At 43.4% G+C, this 25,029-nt stretch carries 21 protein-coding genes; 17 read left to right on the top strand and 4 right to left on the bottom strand.

What is annotated here, in order from left to right; all coding sequences use genetic code 11:
* Positions 1-303: 303 nt before the first annotated feature.
* Positions 304-1,005, top strand: coding sequence for a ribose 5-phosphate isomerase A (gene rpiA / locus HMPREF9010_RS07100; protein ID WP_004297978.1), 702 nt, complete (start codon positions 304-306; stop codon positions 1,003-1,005).
* 523 nt (positions 1,006-1,528) lie between these two features.
* On the opposite strand, the gene HMPREF9010_RS07105 is transcribed toward rpiA, so the two are convergent.
* Positions 1,529-1,750, bottom strand: coding sequence for a carboxypeptidase-like regulatory domain-containing protein (locus tag HMPREF9010_RS07105; RefSeq protein WP_004297975.1), 222 nt, complete (start codon positions 1,748-1,750; stop codon positions 1,529-1,531).
* Positions 1,751-2,083: 333 nt separating this feature from the next.
* Between HMPREF9010_RS07105 and HMPREF9010_RS07110 the strand changes: the two genes are divergently transcribed.
* Both HMPREF9010_RS07110 and HMPREF9010_RS07115 read left to right on the top strand, forming a co-directional pair.
* The gene (locus HMPREF9010_RS07110) at positions 2,084-5,062 is read left to right on the top strand and encodes a SusC/RagA family TonB-linked outer membrane protein (RefSeq protein WP_255342295.1); all 2,979 of its coding nucleotides are present in this window, start codon (positions 2,084-2,086) and stop codon (positions 5,060-5,062) included.
* An 11-nt stretch (positions 5,063-5,073) separates the two neighbouring features.
* Positions 5,074-6,687 carry a SusD/RagB family nutrient-binding outer membrane lipoprotein gene (locus tag HMPREF9010_RS07115; protein WP_008650316.1) on the top strand — a complete coding sequence of 538 codons (1,614 nt, stop codon included), beginning with the start codon at positions 5,074-5,076 and terminating at the stop codon, positions 6,685-6,687.
* 244 nt (positions 6,688-6,931) lie between these two features.
* On the opposite strand, the gene HMPREF9010_RS07120 is transcribed toward HMPREF9010_RS07115, so the two are convergent.
* Entirely contained in the window at positions 6,932-7,330 is a 399-nt protein-coding gene (locus HMPREF9010_RS07120) for a response regulator (RefSeq protein ID WP_004297972.1), read from the bottom strand.
* A 119-nt stretch (positions 7,331-7,449) separates the two neighbouring features.
* Here HMPREF9010_RS07120 and HMPREF9010_RS07125 point away from each other — a divergent pair, with 119 nt between their 5' ends.
* The 6 genes from HMPREF9010_RS07125 to HMPREF9010_RS07150 all read left to right on the top strand — a co-directional run bounded on the left by HMPREF9010_RS07125 (position 7,450) and on the right by HMPREF9010_RS07150 (position 16,527).
* Positions 7,450-9,087 (top strand): ABC-F family ATP-binding cassette domain-containing protein, encoded by a 1,638-nt coding sequence (locus HMPREF9010_RS07125; protein WP_004311684.1) that lies wholly within the window; start codon positions 7,450-7,452, stop codon positions 9,085-9,087.
* A gap of 98 nt (positions 9,088-9,185) precedes the next feature.
* Positions 9,186-9,596 carry a DUF6769 family protein gene (locus HMPREF9010_RS07130; protein WP_004306814.1) on the top strand — a complete coding sequence of 137 codons (411 nt, stop codon included), beginning with the start codon at positions 9,186-9,188 and terminating at the stop codon, positions 9,594-9,596.
* 88 nt (positions 9,597-9,684) lie between these two features.
* Positions 9,685-10,920 carry an efflux RND transporter periplasmic adaptor subunit gene (locus HMPREF9010_RS07135; RefSeq protein ID WP_008650313.1) on the top strand — a complete coding sequence of 412 codons (1,236 nt, stop codon included), beginning with the start codon at positions 9,685-9,687 and terminating at the stop codon, positions 10,918-10,920.
* A 77-nt stretch (positions 10,921-10,997) separates the two neighbouring features.
* Positions 10,998-14,096, top strand: coding sequence for an efflux RND transporter permease subunit (locus HMPREF9010_RS07140; protein WP_008650311.1), 3,099 nt, complete (start codon positions 10,998-11,000; stop codon positions 14,094-14,096).
* Positions 14,097-14,253: 157 nt separating this feature from the next.
* Positions 14,254-15,438, top strand: a complete 1,185-nt coding sequence (locus HMPREF9010_RS07145; protein ID WP_004311687.1) for a TolC family protein — start codon at positions 14,254-14,256, stop codon at positions 15,436-15,438.
* A 258-nt stretch (positions 15,439-15,696) separates the two neighbouring features.
* Positions 15,697-16,527 carry a hypothetical protein gene (locus tag HMPREF9010_RS07150; RefSeq protein WP_004321813.1) on the top strand — a complete coding sequence of 277 codons (831 nt, stop codon included), beginning with the start codon at positions 15,697-15,699 and terminating at the stop codon, positions 16,525-16,527.
* Here HMPREF9010_RS07150 and HMPREF9010_RS07155 read toward each other — a convergent pair.
* Positions 16,524-17,987 (bottom strand): methyltransferase RsmF C-terminal domain-like protein, encoded by a 1,464-nt coding sequence (locus tag HMPREF9010_RS07155; RefSeq protein ID WP_032852834.1) that lies wholly within the window; start codon positions 17,985-17,987, stop codon positions 16,524-16,526. The two genes, HMPREF9010_RS07150 and HMPREF9010_RS07155, sit on opposite strands and share 4 nt — an antisense overlap.
* Positions 17,988-18,096: 109 nt before the next feature.
* On the opposite strand from HMPREF9010_RS07155, the gene HMPREF9010_RS07160 reads away from it, so the two are divergent.
* From HMPREF9010_RS07160 to HMPREF9010_RS07185, 6 genes are all read left to right on the top strand, one after another.
* Positions 18,097-18,876, top strand: a complete 780-nt coding sequence (locus HMPREF9010_RS07160) for a DUF6249 domain-containing protein (RefSeq protein ID WP_004306807.1) — start codon at positions 18,097-18,099, stop codon at positions 18,874-18,876.
* Positions 18,873-19,424: an RNA polymerase sigma factor gene (locus HMPREF9010_RS07165; protein ID WP_004297960.1), complete on the top strand. Its 552-nt coding sequence runs from the start codon at positions 18,873-18,875 to the stop codon at positions 19,422-19,424. Before HMPREF9010_RS07160 ends, HMPREF9010_RS07165 begins: the two co-directional genes overlap by 4 nt.
* Positions 19,405-19,734 carry a DUF5056 domain-containing protein gene (locus HMPREF9010_RS07170; RefSeq protein WP_004297958.1) on the top strand — a complete coding sequence of 110 codons (330 nt, stop codon included), beginning with the start codon at positions 19,405-19,407 and terminating at the stop codon, positions 19,732-19,734. Before HMPREF9010_RS07165 ends, HMPREF9010_RS07170 begins: the two co-directional genes overlap by 20 nt.
* Before the next feature lie 120 nt (positions 19,735-19,854).
* Positions 19,855-21,126, top strand: coding sequence for a cardiolipin synthase (gene cls / locus HMPREF9010_RS07175; protein ID WP_004311690.1), 1,272 nt, complete (start codon positions 19,855-19,857; stop codon positions 21,124-21,126).
* A gap of 39 nt (positions 21,127-21,165) precedes the next feature.
* Positions 21,166-21,960, top strand: a complete 795-nt coding sequence (locus tag HMPREF9010_RS07180) for a thymidylate synthase (RefSeq protein WP_004311691.1) — start codon at positions 21,166-21,168, stop codon at positions 21,958-21,960.
* 4 nt (positions 21,961-21,964) lie between these two features.
* Positions 21,965-22,459 carry a dihydrofolate reductase gene (locus tag HMPREF9010_RS07185; RefSeq protein WP_004311692.1) on the top strand — a complete coding sequence of 165 codons (495 nt, stop codon included), beginning with the start codon at positions 21,965-21,967 and terminating at the stop codon, positions 22,457-22,459.
* A gap of 3 nt (positions 22,460-22,462) precedes the next feature.
* Here HMPREF9010_RS07185 and HMPREF9010_RS07190 read toward each other — a convergent pair whose 3' ends face one another.
* The gene (locus HMPREF9010_RS07190) at positions 22,463-22,942 is read right to left on the bottom strand and encodes an Lrp/AsnC family transcriptional regulator (RefSeq protein WP_004297952.1); all 480 of its coding nucleotides are present in this window, start codon (positions 22,940-22,942) and stop codon (positions 22,463-22,465) included.
* Positions 22,943-23,094: 152 nt separating this feature from the next.
* Between HMPREF9010_RS07190 and HMPREF9010_RS07195 the strand changes: the two genes are divergently transcribed.
* Both HMPREF9010_RS07195 and HMPREF9010_RS07200 read left to right on the top strand, forming a co-directional pair.
* Complete coding sequence (locus HMPREF9010_RS07195) at positions 23,095-24,372, top strand: IgA Peptidase M64 (protein ID WP_008650304.1); 1,278 nt, start codon at positions 23,095-23,097, stop codon at positions 24,370-24,372.
* A 43-nt stretch (positions 24,373-24,415) separates the two neighbouring features.
* The gene (locus HMPREF9010_RS07200; RefSeq protein ID WP_008650303.1) at positions 24,416-24,955 is read left to right on the top strand and encodes a GNAT family N-acetyltransferase; all 540 of its coding nucleotides are present in this window, start codon (positions 24,416-24,418) and stop codon (positions 24,953-24,955) included.
* Positions 24,956-25,029 lie beyond the last annotated feature (74 nt).

The raw sequence follows: 25,029 nt of genomic DNA, 5'->3' as shown, positions 1-25,029 counted from the left end.
TTGTTAACCTTAAATCTAATACTATGAAAAACACAGTACAAAGATACGGACTTTTCGGTCATCTCCAAATTTTCAGGCCAAAGCAGCCTAACTTATAACACGGTTTAATAAAAAGCAGATGTTCGTTAACGTTTAACGCAATAAAGTTAAAAATTAACGAATCGTTTATTAACGATTTAAATGATTGAATTGCCGCTAATGAGTTTTTTCCTTCTGAATTTGAAACGAACAAACAAACAGATTCACAAATTCGTTATATAGAAAAGAGGAACTTAAAACGAAAACGATTTAGAACGCAAATTTATGGATTGGAAAAATCACCTGATAAAACACCTGCAATGGTCGGACTCCATCATCAACCGGGAGGCAAAAGAACACGTAGCCCGTGAAATTGCCGCCACGGCAAAAGACGGAGATGTGATAGGAGCCGGCTCCGGCTCTACAGTCTACCTGACTCTGTTCGAACTCTCACGACGAATTCGTGAAGAGTACTTGCATATCGAAGTGATTCCCGCCTCACAAGAAATCTCGATGACCTGCATACAGCTAGGCATCCCCCAAACTACCCTCTGGAACAAACGCCCCAACTGGACATTCGACGGAGCGGACGAAGTAGATCCGCAACAGAACTTGATTAAGGGACGTGGCGGAGCGATGTTCAAAGAGAAACTACTGATTAGAAGCAGCCGCAAAACGTTCATCATCATCGACCCCAGCAAGCGTGTGAATCAGCTGGGAAGCAAATTTCCCATCCCTGTAGAGGTCTTTCCGGACTCACTGACTTATGTAGAGCATGAGTTGCAGCGGCTGGGTGCCTCGGAGATTGTTCTTCGTCCCGCTCGTGGCAAAGACGGACCTATCTTTACAGAAAACGGCAACTTTATCCTCGACACCCGTTTCAACTACATCGACTCTTCGCTCGAAGAACAACTGAAGGCAATCACCGGTGTTATAGAGAGCGGACTTTTCATAGGTTATGACATCAAAGTGATCGTGGCGGAATAAAATAACACAAGCTGAAAATCCCATTTTGCAGAGACGTAAATTTGATTTGTTCTAATGCAAATTAAATAGTATGGCTTTACCTTTATTTTAGTTAGTAGAACTAGGTTATCTGACACCCGGGTCTCATACATACCGACACCCGGGTGTTGGGTATGCTGACACCCGGGTGTCAGGCATCATGAGACCCGGGTGTCAGACAACTTATACTTGCAGTCTTTTGCATTCTTCTTTACTATCACTCATAATTTCAATCACTATTAGATTGTAACATTTAACTCATACCTCCAAAACACGAATATTAAAAACGCCTAGATAAAGAAAAACACCGGGAAATTTATTAAAAATTTGGGTAGAATATTAATCCCTTCTCAAAAATCAATGAGAAGCAAAGACTACTAAATTGATAAAGGAAGTTTCAATAAAAGAAACCGGAAGAATAGGTTAATTTTTAAAATCCGAAACAAAAACATTGAAAAACAACAAGATAGGAGAAAAAAAGCAGAAGGAAAGGAGGAAAGAAAAATCAATAAGTCTTAGCAGAACTTGGTACATTCGTGATTGTAAACTTACCGTCAATATCAGTGATAGTACCAAGGGTAGTGCCATTCACCAATATTGAAGCACCTACGACAGGTTGCCCATCTTCTTCAGAGGTAACCAAACCGGTAACTCTGGATGTTTGCGCTGTCACTAGACCTATACCTATAAAAAGGAAGGTCATTAAGAACATCAATTTTCTTTTCATAAATTCTCTCTTAAATTTAACCTATAAACAGATTTTTTGTCTCTAACAGGTTGCAAAGATAACACTAATTATGACAAACCGAAAAAAGTGTTACGTATTTAACTAAAAAGTATCGTTTTGAAAGCAAGAAGTATTCAAAAACTGATAGATTAAAATAATACCTTTCCGATTTAGCATATTTTAAAAGATAATTTCTATCATAAAGATAGCACCAAAATCAGGCTTTTCAAGGAAAAGTGAACATTATTGCCTCCAAAACGGTATCTTTTTATCATTTTGCACCTTCAAAAGGGTTAAAGAACTATTAACAATGATAAAGGCAGAAACTTCTACATACCAAGTTCTGCTAAAACTTTGCGCGTTTCTTATGTAGGAATGATTTCGCAGGACGTTTCCATCAAACCGGGAGTGATAAAAATTGTTTTGAAAAACGACGCGAAAGCACTGGATGAGGTTGTGGTGACAGCCATGGGTATCTCACGCGAGAAAAAAGCACTGGGTTACGCCGTTCAGGACGTAAAATCGGATCAACTGACGCAAGCTGCCAACTCTAATCTGGCGGGAGCGTTGCAAGGTAAGGTGTCCGGTTTGGACGTGAAGCCTTCAAGTGGTATGCCGGGAGCTTCTTCACAGATCACTATCCGTGGTGCACGTTCTTTCTCGGGTGACAACACTCCGCTTTACGTTATTGACGGAATGCCGGTGACCAGTACGCCGGATGTTAGCACAGACATTCAGAACAATGGTAGTGTGAGCGGAGCGGACTTCGCCAACCGTGCGGTAGATATCGACCCTAATGATATTGAAAGTATCAACATTTTGAAAGGACAGGCTGCATCTGCACTTTATGGTATCCGCGCTTCCAATGGTGTGATTATCATCACAACCAAGAGTGGTAAAGGACTGGAAAAAGGCAAACCGCAGGTTAGCTTCTCTTCTAATGTCAGCTTCGATGTAGTCGGTCGTCTGCCGGAGTTCCAGAAAACATACGCACAAGGTTCGGGTGGAGTATTCAGCACTACTTCGGGAACGTCTTGGGGACCTAAGATTTCCGAACTTCCAAACGACGCAACGTATGGAGGTAACACAGATAACGAATACACGCAGAAGTTCGGTAAGCAACAAGGAAAATATTATGTTCCCCAGCGTGCAGCAGCCGGTCTTGACCCGTGGGCTACTCCACAGGCATATGACAATGCAAAAGACTTCTTCGACACAGGAATCACCTGGAGCAATTCATTGAATGTAGCGCAGATGCTCGACAAAAGCTCCTACTCTATCTCATTGGGAAATACACATCAGGACGGTATTATCTCAAGCACTGGTATGGACAGATATAATGTAAAGGTTAGTGCTGACACGAAACTGACTAACAACTGGAGTTCCGGATTTACAGCTAACTATATCACTACTTCTATCGACAAGGCAGTGACTTCCGGTAACGGTCTGTTGAGAACGGTTTACGCAGCTCCTCCCAGCTATGATCTGGCCGGTATTCCAAGTCACGTAGACGGTAACCCGTACACACAGAATTCTTTCCGTGGCAGCTTTGACAACGCTTACTGGGCGATGGAAAACAACAAATTTACGGAAGATACCAACCGCTTCTTCGGAAATGTGTATGCAAGCTATCAGACTGATTTCGGCACAACGAACCACAAGTTGAACGCGAAATACATGGTTGGTGTGGATGCTTACACCACTCACTATGTAGACAGCTACGGATATGGTAGCAACACCGGTGGCGGTCGCGGACAGATCGAGAACTACGGCTGGACAAATGCTACATACAACTCATTGCTGACCATCAACTACGACTGGCATATCAATGAAGACTGGGGACTGAACGCGGTAGTGGGTAACGAAATTATCCAAAGCAACAGAAAGAAGTATTATGAATATGGTACGAACTACAACTTCCCGGGATGGAACCACATCAACAACGCCACTACTCAACAGACAGAGGAAGAGACATGGAAAAACCGTACGGTGGGATTCTTCGGTAACGTATCGGCTTCTTACAGAAATATGCTTTATCTGACCCTCACCGGACGTCAGGACTATGTATCCAATATGCCACGTAACAACCGCTCTTTCTTCTATCCTTCTATTTCGGCTGGTTTTATCCTGACGGAATTAGATGCATTGAAAAACAATATAGTTAATCACGCCAAATTGAGAGTATCGTATGCGGAAGTAGGACAAGCAGGGGATTTCCTTGAAAACTACTACTCTACTCCTACGTATGGAGGTGGATTCTATACGTTAACTCCAATCATGTACCCGATGAAAGGTACTACCGCCTATACTCCGTACTACACGATTTTCGACCCGAAACTGAAACCGCAGAATACACGTTCGTATGAAGTGGGCGCTGACGTGAACTTCCTCGATAACTTAATCACATTCAGTTATACGTACTCACGCCAGAACGTTAAAGACCAGATTTTTGAAGTGCCTTTGGCTTCTTCTACCGGTGCTAGCAAACTGCTCACCAACGGTGGTAAGATTCATACCAACACGCATGAATTCACTCTTGGCTTCAATCCAATCCGGACGAAGAATATCAACTGGGATTTTGCATTCAACTGGACGAAGATCGACAACTACGTAGATGAACTGGCACCGGGTGTGGAGAATATCTCTCTGGGAGGATACGTTACTCCGCAGGTACGCGCTTCAGCAGGTGAGAAATTCCCTGTCATCTACGGTGTAGGCTTCAAGAGAGATGCGAATGGTAATCGTCTGGTAGACGAAAACGGTTTACCTATCGCTGGTGAAGCACAGGTTATCGGTAAGGTTTCTCCGGACTTCCTGATGGGCTTCAACACCACATTACGCTTATGGAAGTGTACAATCAGCGCAGTGCTCGATTGGAAACAGGGTGGTCAGATGTATAGTAGGACAACCGGACTGGCAGACTACTATGGTGTCAGCAAGAGAACGGAAAACCGTGATGGTACTATCATCTTTGACGGCTACAAAACTGATGGAACTAAAAACGATATCGCCATCACAGGTGCAAACGCACAACAGGTATATTACAGCCGTTTGAACGACATCGACGAATCTTCTGTATATGACAACTCTTTCATCAAACTGCGTGAAGTGGCTGTCAACTACAAAATTCTTCAAAAACGTTCGATTGAACTTTCTGTAAACGCATTTGCCAGAAACATTCTGATCTGGGCACAATTGCCTGACCTCGATCCGGAAGCCAGTCAGGGTAACAACAACATGGCAGGAGCATTTGAAGATTATTCAATGCCGCAAACAGCTAGTTTCGGCTTTGGTTTCAACATTAAATTTTAATCTGCAAGACAATGAAAAAATATAAATCAATAGGAAAATTGCTGGCAGTTTCTTTCTTGACTGCTACCATTGCTTCTGCTTGTACGGAAGACGCAATGGATAAAATCAATGAAAACCCTAACAATCCGTTGGATGCGCCCGCTAAGTTCTTAATTACGGACTTAGGCGTAAGTACTGCATTCAGCACTGTAGGAGGGGATTTCTCGCTCTATTCTTCTGTTTACATAGAACATGAAACGGGTATATCCAACCAGCTTTACCGCGCGGAAGTACGCAGCGGAGAGCCCACAACGGCTACTACCTACAACAATGCATGGATCAACGTGTACTCAAATATCAAGAATGCTAAAATCGTTATCAAGAAATGCGAAGAAGATCCTTCGGAAAAAGGAAACGTAGTGACGGAAGCGATTGCTAAAATCCTGCTCGCCTACAATGGAGCTGTGGCAGCCGATGTGTTTGGAAACACACCGTATAGCCAGACAGGTATCCTCAATCCGGACGGTACACCGATGTATATGCAACCTAAAATGGATACACAGGAAAGTATCTATCAGGAAGTAATGCAGAACCTGGATGATGCCATCACTCTACTGAATAACGGTACTGCCAAAGATACGGGCTTATCCGGTGCAGTCGGTTCTAAAGACTTGATCTATGGTTCAAACACCAGTACACAGGCAAGTATGTGGCTTAAAACGGCCTATGCGTTAAAAGCACGTTATACAATGCGTCTGCTCAATAAAAGTGCCAACAAGACTACAGATCTTCAGAATATTCTTACTTATGTGAGCAAATCATTTGCCAACGCAAGTGAAGAATGTAAGTTGGCCGTTTACGATGCTGATTCGCAATTGAATCCGCTTTGGTCCTTCAGCTACAGCCGCAACAGTTTAGCAGCTAGTGCAAGTCTGATTGAAAAGTTCGTTGAGCGCAATGACCCCAGAGCACCGCAAGCGTTCCTGGAACCTGATCCTACCGGATATATCACTTATGGATACGGAGCTACGCAAGCTACGGACATCGCAGGCATCAAAGCGGCTCCTAACGGAACTCCGCAAGAGTTGCAGAATAATTATGGTATGTCGATGATATCATGGGCTATGTCGGCTCCTACTCTTTTAATCAGCTATCACGAAGTGAAATTCCTTGAAGCAGAAGCATTGTGCCGTTTGGGAGGCAGACTGGGCGAAGCTAAGACTGCTTTGAAAGATGCAGTCACTGCCGGATTCGAGAATCTGGGAAATTCAATTATAGATGCTGCAGACACTTGGATATATGATGGTGACAGCGATTTGGGTGCAGATGTGGCAGAAGCCTATTTCACGGATGAAGTGGAACCGTTATTCGATACCAACCCTCTGCAAGAGACAATGATACAAAAGTATCTTGCTTTCTTCGGCGCATCCGGCGAATCACTGGAAGCCTATAATGACTACCGCCGTCTGAAAGGTGCAGGAGAAAACTTCATTGTACTGAAAAACCCGCAGAACAGCAGTAAATTCCCATTGCGCTTCGGTTATGGAGCAGACGATGTATTGGCAAATCCTGAAGTGAAAGCTGCTTTCGGTGATGGACAGTACGTATATAGCGAGGCCGTATGGTGGGCTGGCGGAAACAAATAATGAACTTAAAATCTCTCAAAGGAGAGACTTTACATAGAGTCGTTTCTGTACTCTAACAAATTAACAGAGACGAACAAAAATAGGCCAACCGTGAGGTTCGCCTATTTTATTTTATCCAAATGCATTAGATGAAGTTAGAGTAATACCATTTTTCTACCCAATCATACTTCTTTTCCATGCTTTTACGTTTTTAACGCTTAAGCACTTTTTTAATAAACTAAAAAAAATCTCGTAAGAATCAATCTTACCACTGCAAATCGGGTAAATATTTACTCAACGTAGTGCGGAGAATACCCAAGGTGATAGGTTTCACTAATACTTCAGTTGCTCCTGCATTCATTGCATTTTCCTTATCAGAGCTAAAAGCATAAGCCGTCTGCATGATAATAGGAATTTCTGTGTTAGATTCACGGATTATCTTCGTTGCTTCCAATCCGTTCATCACCGGCATCTTAATATCCATTAGCATTGCTTTGGCTCTTTGCTGGTGTTGCTGAAACAACTCCACCATTTCCTGGCCATTTTTAGCCCACTCGATATCACACTTTTTGCCTATGATAGCCTTGATTAATTTAAAGTTGCTGTCATCGTCTTCAGCTACCAAAATTAAAGGTCTGAATTCATTCATTTGTTCGCTTTCCATATCGCTTATATATTGTTTTTTTTATCTGTTTTTTTAGAGCTATCTTCCTTTTCAGCCCGCAAGGTATAAAAAATATTCATATATTTCGCTATCTTTGCGCCTCAATTTAAAAGAATAGTATGATTTCTGTTGACGGACTAGCCGTAGAGTTTGGCGGCACTGCTTTATTTAGTGATATTTCTTTCGTAATTAATGAAAAAGACCGCATCGCTCTGATGGGCAAAAACGGGGCTGGAAAAAGTACGCTGCTGAAGATTTTGGCAGGCGCACGGCAACCGACACGTGGAAAAGTTTCCGCACCCAAAGATTGCGTAGTAGCATACCTGCCTCAACATCTGATGACGGAAGACGGAAGAACAGTGTTTGGCGAAACGGCACAGGCTTTTTCACATCTTCATGAGATGGAAGCGCAGATCGAAAAGTTGAACAAGGAGCTTGAAACACGGACGGACTACGAGAGCGACAGTTACATGGCGCTGATCGAGGAAGTGTCCAGCTTGAGCGAGAAGTTTTATTCAATCGATGCTACTAATTATGAAGAGGATGTGGAAAAGGCATTGCTTGGATTAGGATTCACCCGAGGAGATTTCCAACGCCAGACGAGTGATTTCAGCGGTGGATGGCGAATGCGTATCGAACTCGCCAAATTGCTGTTGCAGAAACCGGATGTGCTCTTGCTCGATGAGCCGACGAATCATCTGGATATCGAATCTATTCAATGGCTGGAGGATTTTCTTATTAATAATGGGAAAGCGGTCATTGTAATTAGTCACGACCGTAAATTCGTGGATAATATTACAACACGCACCATCGAAGTAACGATGGGACGTATCTATGATTACAAGGTAAATTACTCGCAATATTTGCAGCTGCGCAAGGACCGCCGCGAACAGCAACAGAAGGCTTATGACGAGCAGCAGAAGTTTATTGCTGAAACGAAGGAGTTTATCGAACGGTTCAAGGGGACTTATTCAAAGACGTTGCAGGTGCAGAGCCGTGTCAAAATGCTGGAGAAGCTGGAATTACTCGAAGTGGACGAGGAGGATACTTCTGCATTGCGACTGAAATTCCCGCCTTCACCCCGTTCGGGCAGTTACCCGGTCATCATGGAGGGTGTTGGAAAGACATACGGAGACAAAGTGGTATTCCGCAATGCTAATCTGACGATTGAGCGTGGTGATAAGGTAGCTTTCGTTGGTAAGAACGGTGAGGGTAAGTCTACGCTCGTGAAGTGTATCATGAAGGAGATTGAGCATGACGGTACATTGACTCTCGGACATAATGTGCAAATCGGATATTTCGCTCAAAATCAGGCTTCGCTGATGGATGAAAACCTGACGGTTTTCCAAACGATTGACGATGTAGCCAAAGGGGATATCCGGAACAAGATTCGTGATTTGCTGGGGGCGTTTATGTTTGGCGGTCCCGAGGAATCGATGAAAAAGGTCAAAGTGCTTTCGGGTGGAGAGCGTACCCGTCTGGCTATGATTAAATTATTGCTGGAACCTGTCAACCTCCTGATTTTAGATGAGCCGACGAATCATCTGGACATGAAAACGAAAGATATTCTGAAACAGGCATTGCTGGATTTTGATGGTACGCTGATCGTCGTTTCACACGACCGTGACTTCCTTGACGGGCTGGTTACCAAGGTGTATGAGTTCGGTAATCAAAAGGTGACGGAACATCTTTGCGGTATCTATGAGTTCCTCGAAAAGAAGAAAATGGATTCGTTGCAAGAACTGGAAAAGAAATAATAAATAATAAAAAGAGGGTATCGGCTACAGGCGAAATAAAAGTATTTGTATATTTGCACTTTGAAGCTCTGAAAAGCGGATAACCTCTAAAAGAAAGGATGAAAGGGAAGAAACGAATTATAGTAACTCTGCTGTTTTTTATCAACATTATTATGTTGGTGGCAGCGGTTATTCCCCATCATCATCACCCCAACGGAATGATTTGCATGAAGCAGGACTTGCCTGTAGAACAGCAATGTCCCACGCATCATCATCACCCGGGAAACGACTCATGTTGCAGCAGTGAATGTATGACTCGTTTCTACTCTCCCACTCCATCCATACATACGGATAGCGGACCGGATTACGTATTCATCGCTACCTTATTCACGGATGTAATCATCGAGCATTTATTACGACCGCAAGAGAAACGGATTAAAAACTATTACGTTTACCGAGACTCTCTGCATGGTACGGATACTCATCGTACCACTTCTCTTCGTGCCCCTCCCTACTCTGTTTTTGCGTAAAAGCGTAAATGCAAATTAGTTGCATCTGCGCTACCTTATCTTTGTAGCGTAAAAAGAAAACAGTAAAATTTAGTAGGAAAATATCATTATGAAAAAACTTATTTTCGTGGGAATCCTGGGCTTATTCGTGCTGGGATCCTGTAATAATAGTACCGTCACACACACACACGATGAACACGATCATGCCGCGGAAGAACATAATCACGAGGCAGAAGGACCCGATCATTCCCATGAAGGCGAATGTAGCGGAGAACACAATCATGAAGCAGCCGATGAATACAACGAAGCTGCCGAAGCCCACAGTGATGAAATCATTCTTCCGAAAGCGAAAGCTGAAGCAGCCGGTGTAAAGGTGAGCGTTATTGAACCTGCACCTTTCCAGCAAGTGATTAAAACCAGCGGACAGGTGCTGGCTGCTCAAGGGGATGAATCGGTTGCCGTAGCTACAGTAGCCGGCGTGGTATCTTTCCGTGGAAAAGTAACGGAAGGTATGAGCGTCGGCAGCGGCACTCCGCTAGTCACTATTTCTTCAAAGAATATCGCCGATGGTGATCCGGTGCAACGTGCCCGCATTGCCTACGAGGTATCCAAGAAGGAATACGAACGTATGAAGGAGCTTGTTAAAAACAAAATCGTATCCGACAAGGATTTTGCACAAGCGGAGCAAAGTTACGAAAACGCCCGTCTTAGTTACGAAGCTCTTTCCAAGAATCATTCGGCTATCGGCCAAAGCATTACGGCTCCTATTGCCGGATATGTGAAAAGTATTCTCGTGAAAGAAGGTGACTATGTGACAATCGGACAACCGCTGGTAAGCGTGACGCAGAACCGTCGTCTTTTCCTCCGTGCCGAAGTGTCGGAAAAATATTACCCGTATCTCCGCACCATCAGCTCCGCCAATTTCCAGACTCCTTATAATAATCAGGTGTACGAGTTGAAAGCATTGAACGGTAAACTTCTCTCTTTCGGAAAAGCTGCCGGAGACAATTCTTTTTATGTGCCTGTCACTTTTGAGTTCGACAACAAAGGGGAAGTGATTCCCGGCTCATTTGTGGAGGTATTCCTGCTTTCTTCAGCAATGGAAAACGTGATTTCTCTTCCGCGCACCGCGCTGACAGAGGAACAAGGCATATTCTTCATATATCTGCAACTGGACGAAGAGGGTTATAAAAAACAGGAAGTAACGATAGGAGCCGACAACGGCAAAAGCGTTCAAATCCTAACTGGTGTAAAGGCTGGCGACCGTGTAGTGACCGAGGGTGCTTATCAGGTTCGACTGGCAAGCGCAAGCAATGCAATCCCGGCACACAGCCACGAACACTAAAGAGACTAGGCGTCGCAGCCGTTTTTTTGTGCGGCGCATCCATCAAGTTTTTTATAACTCTCAATTAATGAAATATCATGCTTAATAAAATTATACATTACTCCCTACACAACCGGCTGGTGGTAGTTTGTGCGGCCATCCTCCTGCTTATTGCGGGAACGTATACCGCCATGCATACGGAAGTAGACGTATTCCCCGACCTAAATGCACCTACGGTAGTAATCATGACCGAAGCGAACGGTATGGCTGCGGAAGAAGTTGAACAGCTCGTTACTTTTCCTGTTGAAACTGCCGTAAACGGAGCTACGGGTGTGCGCCGTGTCCGCTCTTCCTCTACTAACGGATTTTCCGTTGTTTGGGTAGAATTTGATTGGGGAACGGATATTTATCTCGCTCGTCAGATTGTTAGTGAGAAATTAGCGGTGGTCAGCGAATCGCTGCCGGTCAATGTCGGCAAACCGACTCTTGGACCACAGTCTTCTATCTTAGGCGAAATGCTCATCATCGGTCTGACTGCCGACTCCACTTCCATGCTCGATCTTCGCACGATTGCGGACTGGACCATCCGTCCACGCCTGCTGTCTACCGGAGGAGTGGCACAAGTGGCTGTGCTCGGAGGAGATATCAAAGAATATCAGATTCAGCTAGATCCCGAACGGATGCGTCATTACGGCATCTCGATGGGAGAAGTGATGGCTGTAACACAGGATATGAACCTAAATGCCAATGGAGGTGTGCTCTATGAATTCGGAAATGAATATATTGTACGTGGTGTACTCTCCACTTCGAAAACAGAGCAACTTGGCAAAGCGGTAGTAAAGACAGTGAATAACTTCCCTGTCACGCTGGAAGATATTGCAAACGTAACCATCGGCCCGAAGGCTCCGAAACTGGGTACTGCTTCAGAACGCGGCAAATCTGCCGTCCTGATGACTGTTACCAAGCAACCGGCTACCAGCACACTGGAACTGACGGACAAACTGGAAGCATCTCTGAAAGACCTCCAGAAAAATCTGCCGCCGGACGTAAAAGTTTCAACGGACATATTCCGTCAAAGCCGCTTTATCGAAAGCTCCATCGGCAATGTGAAAAAATCACTCTTTGAAGGAGGTATTTTCGTTGTCATCGTGCTTTTCCTGTTCCTGGCAAATGTACGTACTACGCTGATCTCATTGGTGACACTGCCTCTTTCCCTGCTCGTTTCGATCCTGACTTTACACTACATGGGGCTGACAATCAACACCATGAGTCTTGGAGGTATGGCGATAGCTATCGGTTCATTGGTAGACGACGCCATTGTCGATGTGGAAAACGTATATAAACGACTGCGGGAGAACCGCCTGAAAGCGGAAGCAGAAAGACTAAGTACGCTCGAAGTGGTATTCAATGCGTCGAAAGAGGTGCGCATGCCTATCCTTAATTCAACGTTGATTATCGTAGTCAGTTTTGTTCCGTTATTTTTCTTGAGCGGCATGGAAGGCAGAATGTTGGTTCCACTAGGTGTTGCTTTTATCGTGGCCCTGTTTGCGTCTACGATAGTTGCCCTGACACTAACTCCGGTACTCTGCTCTTATCTATTAGGAAGCAATAAGACGAACAAGGAACTGAAAGAAGCTCCTGTTGCCCGCTGGATGAAAGGGATTTATGAAAAAGCACTGACTTGGGTACTGGCACATAAACGTGTGACTCTCGGAAGTACAATCGGACTTTTTGTAGTTGCCCTCGGAGTGTTTTTCACACTTGGACGCAGCTTCCTTCCTTCGTTCAATGAAGGATCGTTTACTATCAATATCAGTTCTCTGCCAGGTATTTCGCTGGAAGAAAGCAACAAAATGGGACATCGTGCCGAAGAGTTATTGATGACAATTCCCGAAATACAAACGGTAGCCCGGAAAACGGGACGTGCCGAATTGGATGAACATGCGTTAGGAGTCAATGTTTCTGAAATAGAAGCTCCGTTCGAATTGAAAGACCGCTCGCGCAGTGAACTGGTAGCTGATGTACGTGAAAAATTAGGTACGATCACCGGAGCAAACATAGAAATCGGACAACCGATCAGCCACCGTATCGACGCAATGCTATCGGGTACGAAAGCGAATATTGCTATCAAATTATTCGGTGATGACCTGAATAAAATGTTTTCACTCGGTAATCAAATCAAAGGAGCGATCAGTGACATTCCCGGTGTTGCCGACCTGAACGTGGAACAACAGATTGAACGTCCGCAGCTGAAAATACAGCCTAAACGGGAAATGCTGGCTAAGTTCGGTATTACCCTGCCGGAATTTTCGGAATATGTGAATGTAGCTTTGGCTGGAAAAGTGATCTCACAAGTGTATGAACAAGGCAAGAGTTTTGACCTGATCGTAAAAGTGAAGGATGATGCCCGAGATGAAATAGAGAAAATCCGTAACCTGATGGTAGACACGAACGACGGCCGCAAAGTTCCTTTGAGCTATGTAGCGGAAGTGGTATCGGCCATGGGTCCGAATACGATCAACCGCGAGAATGTGAAACGTAAAATTGTCATTTCCGCCAATGTGGCCGATCGTGATTTGCGCAGTGTTGTGAATGATATTCAGAAACGTATCGACACATCGGTACAATTACCCGAAGGTTATCATATCGAGTATGGTGGACAGTTTGAAAGCGAGCAGGCTGCCAGCCGGACATTAGCGTTGACTTCATTTATCAGTATCGTGGTTATCTTCCTGTTGCTGTACAATGAGTTCCGCAGTGTGAAAGAATCCGGGGTTATTTTGCTGAATCTTCCGCTGGCATTGATCGGTGGTGTCTTTGCCTTGGTGATTACAACAGGGGAAGTCAGCATTCCGGCTATCATCGGTTTCATTTCCTTATTCGGTATTGCGACCCGTAACGGTATGTTGCTCATCAGCCACTACAATCATTTGCAAAAGGAAGAAGGTTTGAATGTATATGATAGTGTGATTCAAGGTTCTCTCGACCGTCTGAATCCGATTTTAATGACGGCATTATCTTCTGCACTGGCACTGATTCCATTGGCACTTGCCGGCGACTTGCCCGGTAACGAAATTCAAAGTCCGATGGCAAAAGTGATTCTAGGAGGATTATTAACGTCTACTTTTTTGAACGGTTTTATCGTTCCGATTGTTTATCTGATGATGCATCGGAAAAAGGCCCAGAAAAGCCTGTAGAGAGGGATATTTTTCCTCGGTGAGAAAGCCATTGTTCCCCGGTGAGGAAACAAGTGTTTCTCGGTGAGGAACGGGTCGTTCCTCGGTGTCAAACAAATAGATGCCTTATCATAAAGTATCTATCAACAATAGCTTGTAATAAATAAAGAAATTAGAAATGAAACAAATCATGACCATAAGCGCTGCACTTCTTTTCTTAACCATAGGTGAAGTGCAAGCCCAAAACGGAATTGAACAGGTATTGAAGAATATCGAAACGAACAATAAGGAGTTGCAGGCAAACGAGCAACTGATTACCTCGCAGAAGTTGGAAGCCAAAACGGATAATAACTTGCCTGATCCTACTCTCTCTTACGCGCATCTATGGGGAGCAAAAGATAAAAGCGAAACAATCGGTGAGCTGGTTGTTTCACAAAGTTTTGATTTCCCTAGTTTATACGCCACACGTAACAAGTTAAACCGTCTGAAAGCCGGAACTCTTGACAGTCAGTCGGATGTTTTTCGTCAGGAGAAACTGTTACAGGCAAAAGAACTTTGCCTGGACATTATCATGCTTCGTCAGCAAAAGCATATTTTGGAGGAACGTCTCCGCAATGCGGAAGAACTTGCTAAAATGTACGCCAAACGTCTCCAAACAGGGGATGCAAATGCTCTCGAAACCAATAAAATCAACTTGGAACTGTTGAATGTCAAAACGGAAGCGTCTCTGAACGAAACGGCACTTCGCAATAAGCAGCAGGAACTGAATACGCTGAATGGTAATATTCCGGTGGTTTTCGAAGAAAATCAATATCCGGCTATACCGTTCCCAAGCGATTACCAAATGTTGAAATCAGAAGTCATGGCTACAGACCGTACCTTAATGGCACTAGGCAACGAGGCTCTCGTTGCCCGTAAACAGATTGCTGTCAATAAATCCCAGTGGCTGCCGAAGCTGGAACTCGGCTACCGTCGGAATACAGAGACTGGTGTACCTTTCAACGGTGTAGTGGTGGGCTTTTCCTTCCCGCTTTTCGAAAATCGGAATAAGGTGAAAATTGCTAAAGCGCAGGCACTCAACATCGACTTGCAAAAGGATAATGCTACACTGCAAGTGGAATCTGAATTGGCACAACTTTACCGGGAAGCGAAAACGCTGCATGCTTCAATGGAAGAATATAGCAAGACTTTCCAGTCTCAACAAGATTTGGCATTGCTGAAACAAGCTTTGACAGGTGGACAAATTAGTATGATCGAGTACTTCGTTGAAGTATCGGTGATCTATCAAAGTCATCAAAATTATCTGCAATTGGAAAATCAGTACCAAAAGGCAATGGCACGGATTTACAAAAGCAAGCTATAAATAGTACATAAAAACCCTTTAGGTATGGGTTACGCTGAACATACTAATTTCTATTTTTAAGTTATATAAGTATGTTTATATAATAAATTAGGCACGGATTACACAGAATTCACGGTCTTTAGTATTGTCATAACTATAAAGCAACAGTGTTAATCCGTGTAATTCGTGCCTAAATATATCTCCTCTCTTTTTCTTCAAATTCCGACTGGATATTTCAAAACAATACATTACATTTGCAACGAACATAAAATCTGAATTATGAGACCTAAACATTTCTATTTATTCATGTTATGCTGCATCCTTACGCTACTAAGTGGCTGTAAAGATGATGACGACAATCCACTGCGTTTTTACAACAGTGAATACGAAGTACCTATGGGTGGCAGACGTTACCTCGGCCTGGAAAGCGGAAATGGTGACTACTCACTTGCAGTGAAAGACACACGCATCGCAAGTGCCGGAACTGAAACTGGCTGGAGTGGAGTACCTGCCGGACGTATGATTTATGTAACCGGTATCCTCACCGGAACGACTTATCTGACAGTAACAGACAACGCCACACAAGAAACCTGCACTTTACCAATCAAGGTGGTCGATAATTACGAAAATATGGAGTTGCTACGCAGCTACTTGTCTAACTTACCCAACGGAGATGCGAATCTTCTACCCGGTATTTCTGACATTTTTCTGATTAACAACCACGCACGGGATGCTTATTTTTTCAAACAAGGAGAACAGACCGCCTTTTCATCCGGACTTGAATTAATAACCCAAGGAAGTTACAAACTGGAAAAAGAAGAAGGAGACGATAAGAAAATGACACTAACCCTCACTTTTTCGGAAGATATGGCAACACCTGTTTCCGATCATAAATTCATAATATGGGGAAACTCATACTTATTTCATCGGTTGGATAAAAGCCTAAATCTGAACTGGAACACTCCGCCCATTGGAGAAACGCGGACATCACCTGCACCTCCTCCTTCCTACACGCTGGAAGAAATAGCTGAAGGCACAGAAATCGGAAAAGGCAGACAGCTTAGCTTTAGTCTTTCCCAACAGGAAATACCTGCGGGAATACTGCCTTAATCAGTAACGTATTCTGATAAGATGCGTATATTTTCCGGTAAGTATCCACTACGGATGCGCCATTCTTGCGGATAAAGATTATTGGCACGATTGCCGATGTTCTTCACAAATCCGAGAGGAATATGCCGATAAGTAAGCAAAACATATCCACGAGGGGCTGTTACCGGTAAGGTAATGGCCTCTTTTCGTAAATATGTGATGGCCTGTTCATAACTTATTTCTTCCGTAGCGAATGCTTCCCGGCATAAAAGTGAGGTACACATTGCCAACGCATGGTTAGGGATCAAATCCTTTCCTTTCACTTCGCCTATTTCAATCCCTGCCGACACGATTTTCAGGCTTTGTTTCATCGTCGCCAATTCATTAGTATAGTACTGTGAGAAAGCTCGGATATTTGTTCCTTCCGCCAATAAAATATACTTGTCCGAATTTTCATCATTCAACCAACTTTTAGCCATATTCAGATATTCTTTCGATACAGGAGCAGATGCTGCTGTTCCTTTCTTATCCTTCTTCTTGAAAGCTTTCTCTTTGGCGGAAGAAGATACTGGGATCTCTTCTTCCGTCTCCGGCTTACGAAAAGCCACCAGAAAAAAGCCTTCACCTTTCGTCTTATGAGGGAAAAAATGATAGACGGGAATAGAAGATTTAGAATGATCCCCTTTATCTGACAAAAGATCTCCTGTTATATTCCAATTCTCCTGCACCTGCACAGTTAATGGTTCGCCCCCATACTCTTGTTGAATCCAACGTGCATTCTCTTCATCCTCTTTTGTATTAAATGTACACGTACTATATATAAGAATACCTCCGGGCTTCAACGCATCCCAGATATCTGCAATAATCCGTCGCTGGCGCTGCCAACAGATTTCCACATTCTCGGGGCTCCACTCTTCCACAGCTACCGGGTCTTTACGGAACATACCTTCACCGGAACAGGGAACATCTGTAAGAATCACATCAAAGAAAGAGAGTAAAGCCGAAAAATCTGCCGGATCATTATTGGTCACTACCACATCCGGATGTCCCCACTTCGTCAGGTTTTCAGCAAGAATCTGCGAACGATTCCGGATTACCTCATTGGCTACCAACAGGCTCCCTTCGGGAAGTACACTACGGGCATGAGTCGATTTTCCACCGGGAGCCGCACAAAGATCCAACATCTTCACCGGTCCCGTGATATATTGCCGGAGTACCTGCTCCACAAACATGGAAGAAGCTTCCTGAACATAATAACAGCCTGCATGGAATAAGGGATCGAACGTGAAAGTGAGACGCTCCTCCAAATAGAATCCTTCGGAAGACCAAGGTACTTTATCCGATAAAGAATGATTGATTTTCAATTGATTCAACCGGATGCTAACCGGTGATTCCTGTTGGAGGGCAACAGCCAGTTTGTCGTATTCTTCATCGCCCAATAGAGCGCGGGTGTAGTCTATAAAAGAAGCAGGTAATTCCATCTTTCGTTTATTAATTTCCGCAAATATCAAAAATATTTCGTCTCTTTGCAACTTTCTATGATATTAACTACGTCTAACAGATAAAGAAATAAATTAAAAAACTATTGATATGAAAAATTTTCTATTAGCATTGATGGTTGTACTGACCACTTGCACACTGGCTGTTGCCCAGACCACCGTTGTTCGTGATTCCATCGGGAAAGTAAAAGTAACTGTGACCAAAGACAATAAAGCAAATACGAACAATACTGCTGTCACAGTGATTGGTGTAGACACAGCAGATGCTGATTCTGCAGACGTAAATGCAAACTCAAGTAATGTTAGCACCACTCATGGCAAAGCCAGCTTCACATTCGATTCGGATGACAGCGATTTCCCCTTCCACAATGTTAGTGCCGGCGGAGGTATTCTGGTAGCAATCATTGCAATCATTGCTGTATTCGGATTTCCGGTATTCATTCTATTTGTAATCTTCTTCTTCCGTTATAAAAACCGGAAAGCACGTTATCGCCTTGCCGAACAGGCACTTGCTGCCGGCCAACCGCTTCCGGCAGAGTTTATCCGCGAAAACAAAACAGTCGATTCGCGTTCACAAGGCATCAAGAACACCTTTACGGGTATCGGTCTTTTCATCTTCCTCTGGGCAATCACCGGCGAATTCGGAATTGGAGCTATCGGCTTACTCGTTACATTCATGGGTATCGGACAATGGATTATCGGTAGTAAACAACAGACTCAAGACGCAAATGCTACCCGGATGTATACGGGTAATAAGGATGAAAAAAAGAACCCGAATAACGTTAGAACCGATAGTTTCGAAATCATCCCTTCCGAATCCGAAGAGAAAGACAAAGGAGTAAACGAAGAAAAGAACGACGAGAATAAATGAGCCAACTCAATGATATATCGTTAGTCGCACAGGTCGTGGTGTTCAAGAACACCAGGGCCTTTGACCAGTTGGTGAAGGAGTATCAGTCGCCCATCCGGCGATTCTTCCTGAACCTGACTTGCGGCGACAGCGAATTGAGTGACGACCTTGCGCAAGATACATTTATCAAAGCGTATACGAACATTGCCTCTTTCCGGAACTTGTCAAGTTTCTCTACGTGGCTGTATCGTATTGCTTATAATGTTTTTTATGATTATATTCGCAGCCGGAAAGAGACAGCCGACTTGGATACAAGAGAAATAGACGCCATCAACAGCACCGAACAGGAGAATATCGGGCAAAAAATGGATGTCTACCAGTCGCTCAAAATGCTTAAAGAAGTGGAAAGAACCTGCATCACGTTGTTCTACATGGAGGACATTAGTATCGACAAAATTGCAGGGATTGTAGGAGTACCGTCAGGGACAGTGAAAAGCCATCTGTCACGCGGGAAAGAAAAATTAGCAACGTATTTAAAACAAAACGGTTATGACAGAAATAGACAATGATAAGCTCTTGCGCGATTTCTTCGCAGAAAACAAGCAGGAAATAGCAGATAACGGATTCAGTCGCCGTGTCATGCACCACTTACCCGATCGTAGTAATCGCCTGGCTCGTATCTGGAGCGCTTTCGTGATGACTGTGGCGGCCGCACTTTTTGTATGGTTAGGCGGATTGGAAGCAACTTGGGGAACCATAAGAGAAGTATTTATCGGTATGATTAATCATGGCACTTCAAGCCTTGATCCGAAGTCAATTATTATCGCAGCTGTTGTACTATTATTCATGGCTACACGAAAGGTTGCTTCGATGGCATAATTAACTCCTGGAAAGAAGTTATTTCGTTAAAGAATGATAAATTTGCCCTTGTTAGCAAAGGAGCCCAAACTTAGATATCGTATCTTTGTTCTTCTGTAAACTAAAAGAGTGAGAAGAGTTTTGAAATTACGTATATTTATTTTATTTCTGTTCCTGCCTATATTGAGTGTTCAGGCAGGTATCATCGACAGTCTGATGATACATCCCAGGGACTCAATCGGATTAACCAGCGATTCCCTTGTGCTACGTTATTTACAAGAATCGGGAATCCCTATATCTGATAATAATAAGGTAAAACTGCTAAAAAGCGGACGGGAGAAGTTTATCGATTTGTTTGAAGCCATCCGGGAAGCTAAACACCACGTCCATCTGGAATATTTCAACTTCCGAAATGACTCCATCGCCAATGCTTTATTTGCTCTGCTGGCCGAAAAAGTGAAAGAAGGGGTCGAAGTACGAGCTATGTTCGATGCATTCGGAAACTGGTCGAACAACAAACCACTTAAAAAGAAACATCTCAAGAAAATACGTGAACAAGGAATCGAGATTGTCAAGTTCGATCCATTCACTTTTCCTTATATCAATCACGCCGCCCATCGCGATCACCGGAAAATAGCTGTCATCGATGGAAAAGTGGCTTATACCGGTGGTATGAATATCGCCGATTACTACATTAACGGACTACCCAAAATCGGAACCTGGCGTGATATGCACACACGCATTGAAGGGGATGCCGTCAATGATCTGCAGGAGATATTCCTAACGATCTGGAATAAGGAAACCAAGCAGAATGTAGGTGGAGCCGCTTATTTCCCCCAACATGAGGAACAAACGGACAGTACGAATATTGTGGTAGCAATCGTAGACCGTACCCCGAAAAAGAATAGCCGTATGTTAAGCCACGCTTATGCCATGAGCATCTATTCGGCCCAAAAGAATGTTCATATCGTCAATCCTTATTTTGTACCGACTTCTTCTATCAAAAAGGCGTTGAATCGGACAATCGACCGAGGCGTAAATGTTACAATCATGGTTTCTTCTGCCTCCGATATCCCGTTTACTCCGGATGCCGCACTTTATAAGTTGCACAAACTGATGAAAAGAGGAGCTACTGTCTATATGTATAACGGTGGATTTCATCACTCTAAAATAATGATGGTGGATGATTTGTTCTGTACAGTTGGCACTGCCAACCTGAACAGCCGCAGCTTGCGCTATGATTACGAAACAAATGCCTTTATCTTTGATACCAAAATAACGGGTGAATTAAATACAATGTTCCGGAACGATATCGAGCATTGCACGCAACTAACGCCTGAATTCTGGAAAAAGCGCTCCCCGTGGAAGAAGTTCGTCGGCTGGTTTGCTAATTTATTCACTCCATTTTTGTAATTTTGTGCGGAGAATCATTTTCACCACAACTTATTCATTATGAAACAATACCTGGATTTACTCAATCGTGTACTAACCGAAGGTACAGAAAAAAGTGACCGTACCGGAACCGGAACCATCAGCGTTTTCGGTCACCAAATGCGTTTTAATCTTGATGACGGTTTCCCGTGCCTGACAACCAAGAAACTACATCTGAAATCAATCATATACGAATTACTTTGGTTTCTGCAAGGTGATACTAATGTGAAATATCTTCAGGAACATGGAGTGCGCATCTGGAACGAATGGGCGGATGAGAACGGCGACTTAGGACATGTTTATGGTTATCAATGGCGTTCATGGCCTGACTATAACGGTGGATTTATCGACCAGATCAGTGAAGTGGTGGAAACAATCAAACATAATCCGGATTCACGCCGTATCATTGTAAGCGCCTGGAACGTAGCAGATTTGAATAATATGAATTTGCCTCCCTGCCATGCTTTCTTTCAGTTTTATGTAGCAGACGGACGGTTGAGCCTGCAACTGTATCAACGCAGTGCAGATATTTTTCTGGGTGTTCCTTTTAATATTGCATCATACGCATTATTGCTGCAAATGATGGCACAAGTGACGGGACTGAAAGCCGGAGATTTTGTTCATACCTTCGGTGATGCGCATATCTACCTGAACCACTTGGAACAAGTGAAGCTCCAATTATCACGTGAACCTCGTCCATTGCCACAAATGAAGATCAATCCGGATGTGAAAAGTATCTTCGACTTCAAATTTGAGGACTTTGAATTAGTGAACTATGACCCGCATCCGCATATTGCGGGAGCAGTAGCCGTGTAACTTTATGAGTAAAATATCTATCATTGCTGCCGTAGACCGCCGTATGGCTATCGGCTTCGAGAACAAACTTCTTTTCTGGTTACCCAATGATTTGAAACGTTTCAAAGCATTAACTACCGGAAACACCATACTGATGGGACGCAAAACTTTCGAGTCACTACCGAAAGGCGCATTACCCAATCGCAGAAACATCGTTTTATCTTCCAACCCGGCTACAGAATGTCCCGGTGCGGAAGTTTTCCCTTCACTCGAAGCAGCTTTGCAAAGTTGTAAAGAGGAGGAACACATTTATATTATAGGAGGAGCAAGTATTTATCAGCAGGCTCTTTCTTTCGCTGACGAACTTTGCCTGACAGAAATAGATGATATGACTCCCGAAGCCGACGCCTATTTTCCGGAAGTATCGCCAGAGATGTGGCAAGAAAAAAGCAGAGAAGCTCATCCTGCGGATGAGAAACATCTCTGCTCCTATGCTTTTGTTGATTACGTGAGAAAATAACGATTAATCTTCATCTTCTATGTCGACCATGATTGGCATCTGCCGCTTAATGGCTTCATGGAAGGAGATTAATGTCTCGGTACGCGCCAAACCCAATGGTTGTAACTTATCGTGAATAATACTCAATAAGTGATGGTTATTCTTTGCGTAAATTTTGATAAACATATCGTATTTTCCGGTAGTGAAATGACATTCCACCACTTCGGGGATAGCTTCTAAAGCTTTTGTTACCGAATCAAAGGATTCGGGATCTTTCAGATATATACCAATATAAGCGCAAGTCTCATATCCGATTTTCTCGGGGTCGATGACATATTCCGAACCTTTTAATATACCTAAATTAGTAAGCTTCTGAATACGCTGATGGATTGCAGCGCCGGAAACATTACATGCTCGTGCTACTTCCAAAAAAGGAATACGCGCATTCCCTGCAATCAGTTTCAGAATTTGCTCATCTAAAGCATCTAATTGATGATGTCCCATTTTTGAATCAAATTGTTTTTATCAATGAATCTTTTATGCAAAGTTAGCGATTTTTCGACAACAAATACTATAATCTATTACTTTTATTTGCAGAAAGCGGATAAGTCAACAATAGTTCGTACCTTTGCGAAAAACATAAATATACCATTAATATGAAACATATTTGCTGTATTATTCTGTGTTTCTGTACTTCTATAGGAAGTTATGCACAGAATTTTGCTGATTATTTTCAGAACAAAACATTGCGAGTGGATTATATCTTTACCGGGGATGCTACACAACAGGCTATTTATCTGGATGAGCTATCACAACTTCCTACCTGGGCAGGACGTCAACATCATCTTTCGGAACTTCCATTGGAAGGCAACGGACAAATTATAGTGAAAGACCTTGCCAGCAAACAGTGTATCTACAAAACGTCATTCTCTTCTTTGTTTCAAGAGTGGCTGTCCACAGACGAAGCTAAAGAAACAGCCAAAGGATTTGAGAATACTTTCCTTCTTCCTTATCCTAAACAGCCTGTGGAGGTAGAAGTCACTTTATATTCTCCGCGAAAAAGAAGATTGGCTACCTATAAACATATCGTGCGTCCGGATGATATATTGATTCATAAACGGGGGGTATCACATGTCACTCCGCATCGGTATATGCTTCAAAGTGGTAACGAAAAAGACTGCATAGATGTTGCCATCCTTGCAGAAGGATACACAGAAAAAGAAATGGATATTTTCTACCAGGATGCCCAACGTACCTGCGAAAGTTTGTTTTCGTATGAGCCGTTCCGCTCCATGAAGGGTAAATTTAATATTGTTGCCGTAGCCAGTCCTTCTACGGACAGTGGTGTCAGTGTTCCCCGTGAAAATCAGTGGAAACAAACGGCGGTTCACTCCCATTTCGATACTTTTTACTCAGACCGTTATCTGACTACCAGCCGGGTAAAGTCTATCCATAATGCATTGGCAGGCATCCCCTACGAACATATCATTATCCTGGCTAACACGGATGTATATGGTGGTGGAGGAATATACAATTCGTATACGCTGACCACGGCCCATCACCCGATGTTCAAGCCGGTAGTCGTGCACGAATTCGGACACAGTTTCGGTGGATTAGCTGACGAATATTTCTATGATGATGATGTGATGACAGATACTTATCCGCTGGATGTCGAACCATGGGAACAGAATATTTCAACACGTGTGAACTTCGCTTCCAAATGGAAAGATATGCTTCCGTCAGGTACCCCGATCCCGACCCCCATTGCTGAAAAAAAGAAATATCCCGTAGGAGTATATGAAGGAGGTGGCTACTCTGCCAAAGGCATTTATCGTCCGGCTTATGACTGTCGCATGAAAACAAACGAATATCCGGAGTTTTGTCCGGTTTGTCAACGTGCCATCCGTCGAATGATTGAATTTTATGTTCCTTAATGGAATACAATTATATTATTGTCAAACTTAAAACCCAAACCTCATGATTAGACTTCAACCAATTAGTACGTCGGATCTGCAACATTACAAATTCATGGAAGAGCTTCTAATTGATTCGTTTCCACCGGAAGAGTACCGTCAGTTGGAACAACTGCGCGAGTACACTGATCGTACGGGCAACTTTCATAATAACATCATCTTTGATGATGACCTGCCAGTCGGCTTCATTACCTATTGGGATTTTGACAGTTTCTACTATGTAGAACACTTTGCAACCAATCCTGCCCTGCGAAATGGAGGCTATGGAAAACGCACGCTGGAATACTTATGCAATTATTTGAAACGCCCGATCGTATTGGAAGTAGAACGTCCGATAGAGGAAATGGCAAAACGACGTATCAGCTTTTATCAACGTCAAGGCTTTACGCTGTGGGAAAAAGACTATAGCCAACCTCCTTACAAGCCCGGAGATGATTTTCTGCCCATGTATTTAATGGTACACGGAGAATTGGATTGTGAAAAGGATTTTGAAACAATCAAAAAGAGAATACATAAAGAAGTATATGGAGTAAAAGACAACTAATTAAATTAGGTAGCAGCTCGAAATTAGTTTCACAAATGGAAAACCTTACTCCAGCTACGTATATATAAAAAGGG

It is taken from the genome of Bacteroides sp. 3_1_23, assembly GCF_000162555.1.
GTDB lineage: Bacteria > Bacteroidota > Bacteroidia > Bacteroidales > Bacteroidaceae > Bacteroides > Bacteroides ovatus.
The sequence above is the reverse complement of the archived record's forward strand: the minus strand, read 5'-3'. Positions and strand labels throughout refer to the sequence as shown.

Excerpts from the sequence above, each read along its gene's own strand:
- HMPREF9010_RS07170 (WP_004297958.1), top strand. The coding sequence starts at position 19,405 with ATGACAGAAATAGACAATGATAAGCTCTTGCGCGATTTCTTCGCAGAA.
- HMPREF9010_RS07130 (WP_004306814.1), top strand. The coding sequence starts at position 9,186 with ATGAAAGGGAAGAAACGAATTATAGTAACTCTGCTGTTTTTTATCAAC.
- HMPREF9010_RS07115 (WP_008650316.1), top strand. The coding sequence starts at position 5,074 with ATGAAAAAATATAAATCAATAGGAAAATTGCTGGCAGTTTCTTTCTTG.
- HMPREF9010_RS07160 (WP_004306807.1), top strand. The coding sequence starts at position 18,097 with ATGAAAAATTTTCTATTAGCATTGATGGTTGTACTGACCACTTGCACA.
- HMPREF9010_RS07150 (WP_004321813.1), top strand. The coding sequence starts at position 15,697 with ATGAGACCTAAACATTTCTATTTATTCATGTTATGCTGCATCCTTACG.
- rpiA (WP_004297978.1), top strand. The coding sequence starts at position 304 with ATGGATTGGAAAAATCACCTGATAAAACACCTGCAATGGTCGGACTCC.
- HMPREF9010_RS07180 (WP_004311691.1), top strand. The coding sequence starts at position 21,166 with ATGAAACAATACCTGGATTTACTCAATCGTGTACTAACCGAAGGTACA.
- HMPREF9010_RS07145 (WP_004311687.1), top strand. The coding sequence starts at position 14,254 with ATGAAACAAATCATGACCATAAGCGCTGCACTTCTTTTCTTAACCATA.
- HMPREF9010_RS07135 (WP_008650313.1), top strand. The coding sequence starts at position 9,685 with ATGAAAAAACTTATTTTCGTGGGAATCCTGGGCTTATTCGTGCTGGGA.
- HMPREF9010_RS07165 (WP_004297960.1), top strand. The coding sequence starts at position 18,873 with ATGAGCCAACTCAATGATATATCGTTAGTCGCACAGGTCGTGGTGTTC.
- HMPREF9010_RS07140 (WP_008650311.1), top strand. The coding sequence starts at position 10,998 with ATGCTTAATAAAATTATACATTACTCCCTACACAACCGGCTGGTGGTA.
- HMPREF9010_RS07195 (WP_008650304.1), top strand. The coding sequence starts at position 23,095 with ATGAAACATATTTGCTGTATTATTCTGTGTTTCTGTACTTCTATAGGA.
- HMPREF9010_RS07120 (WP_004297972.1), bottom strand. The coding sequence starts at position 7,330 with ATGGAAAGCGAACAAATGAATGAATTCAGACCTTTAATTTTGGTAGCT.
- HMPREF9010_RS07125 (WP_004311684.1), top strand. The coding sequence starts at position 7,450 with ATGATTTCTGTTGACGGACTAGCCGTAGAGTTTGGCGGCACTGCTTTA.
- HMPREF9010_RS07200 (WP_008650303.1), top strand. The coding sequence starts at position 24,416 with ATGATTAGACTTCAACCAATTAGTACGTCGGATCTGCAACATTACAAA.
- HMPREF9010_RS07155 (WP_032852834.1), bottom strand. The coding sequence starts at position 17,987 with ATGGAATTACCTGCTTCTTTTATAGACTACACCCGCGCTCTATTGGGC.
- HMPREF9010_RS07105 (WP_004297975.1), bottom strand. The coding sequence starts at position 1,750 with ATGAAAAGAAAATTGATGTTCTTAATGACCTTCCTTTTTATAGGTATA.
- HMPREF9010_RS07190 (WP_004297952.1), bottom strand. The coding sequence starts at position 22,942 with ATGGGACATCATCAATTAGATGCTTTAGATGAGCAAATTCTGAAACTG.
- HMPREF9010_RS07185 (WP_004311692.1), top strand. The coding sequence starts at position 21,965 with ATGAGTAAAATATCTATCATTGCTGCCGTAGACCGCCGTATGGCTATC.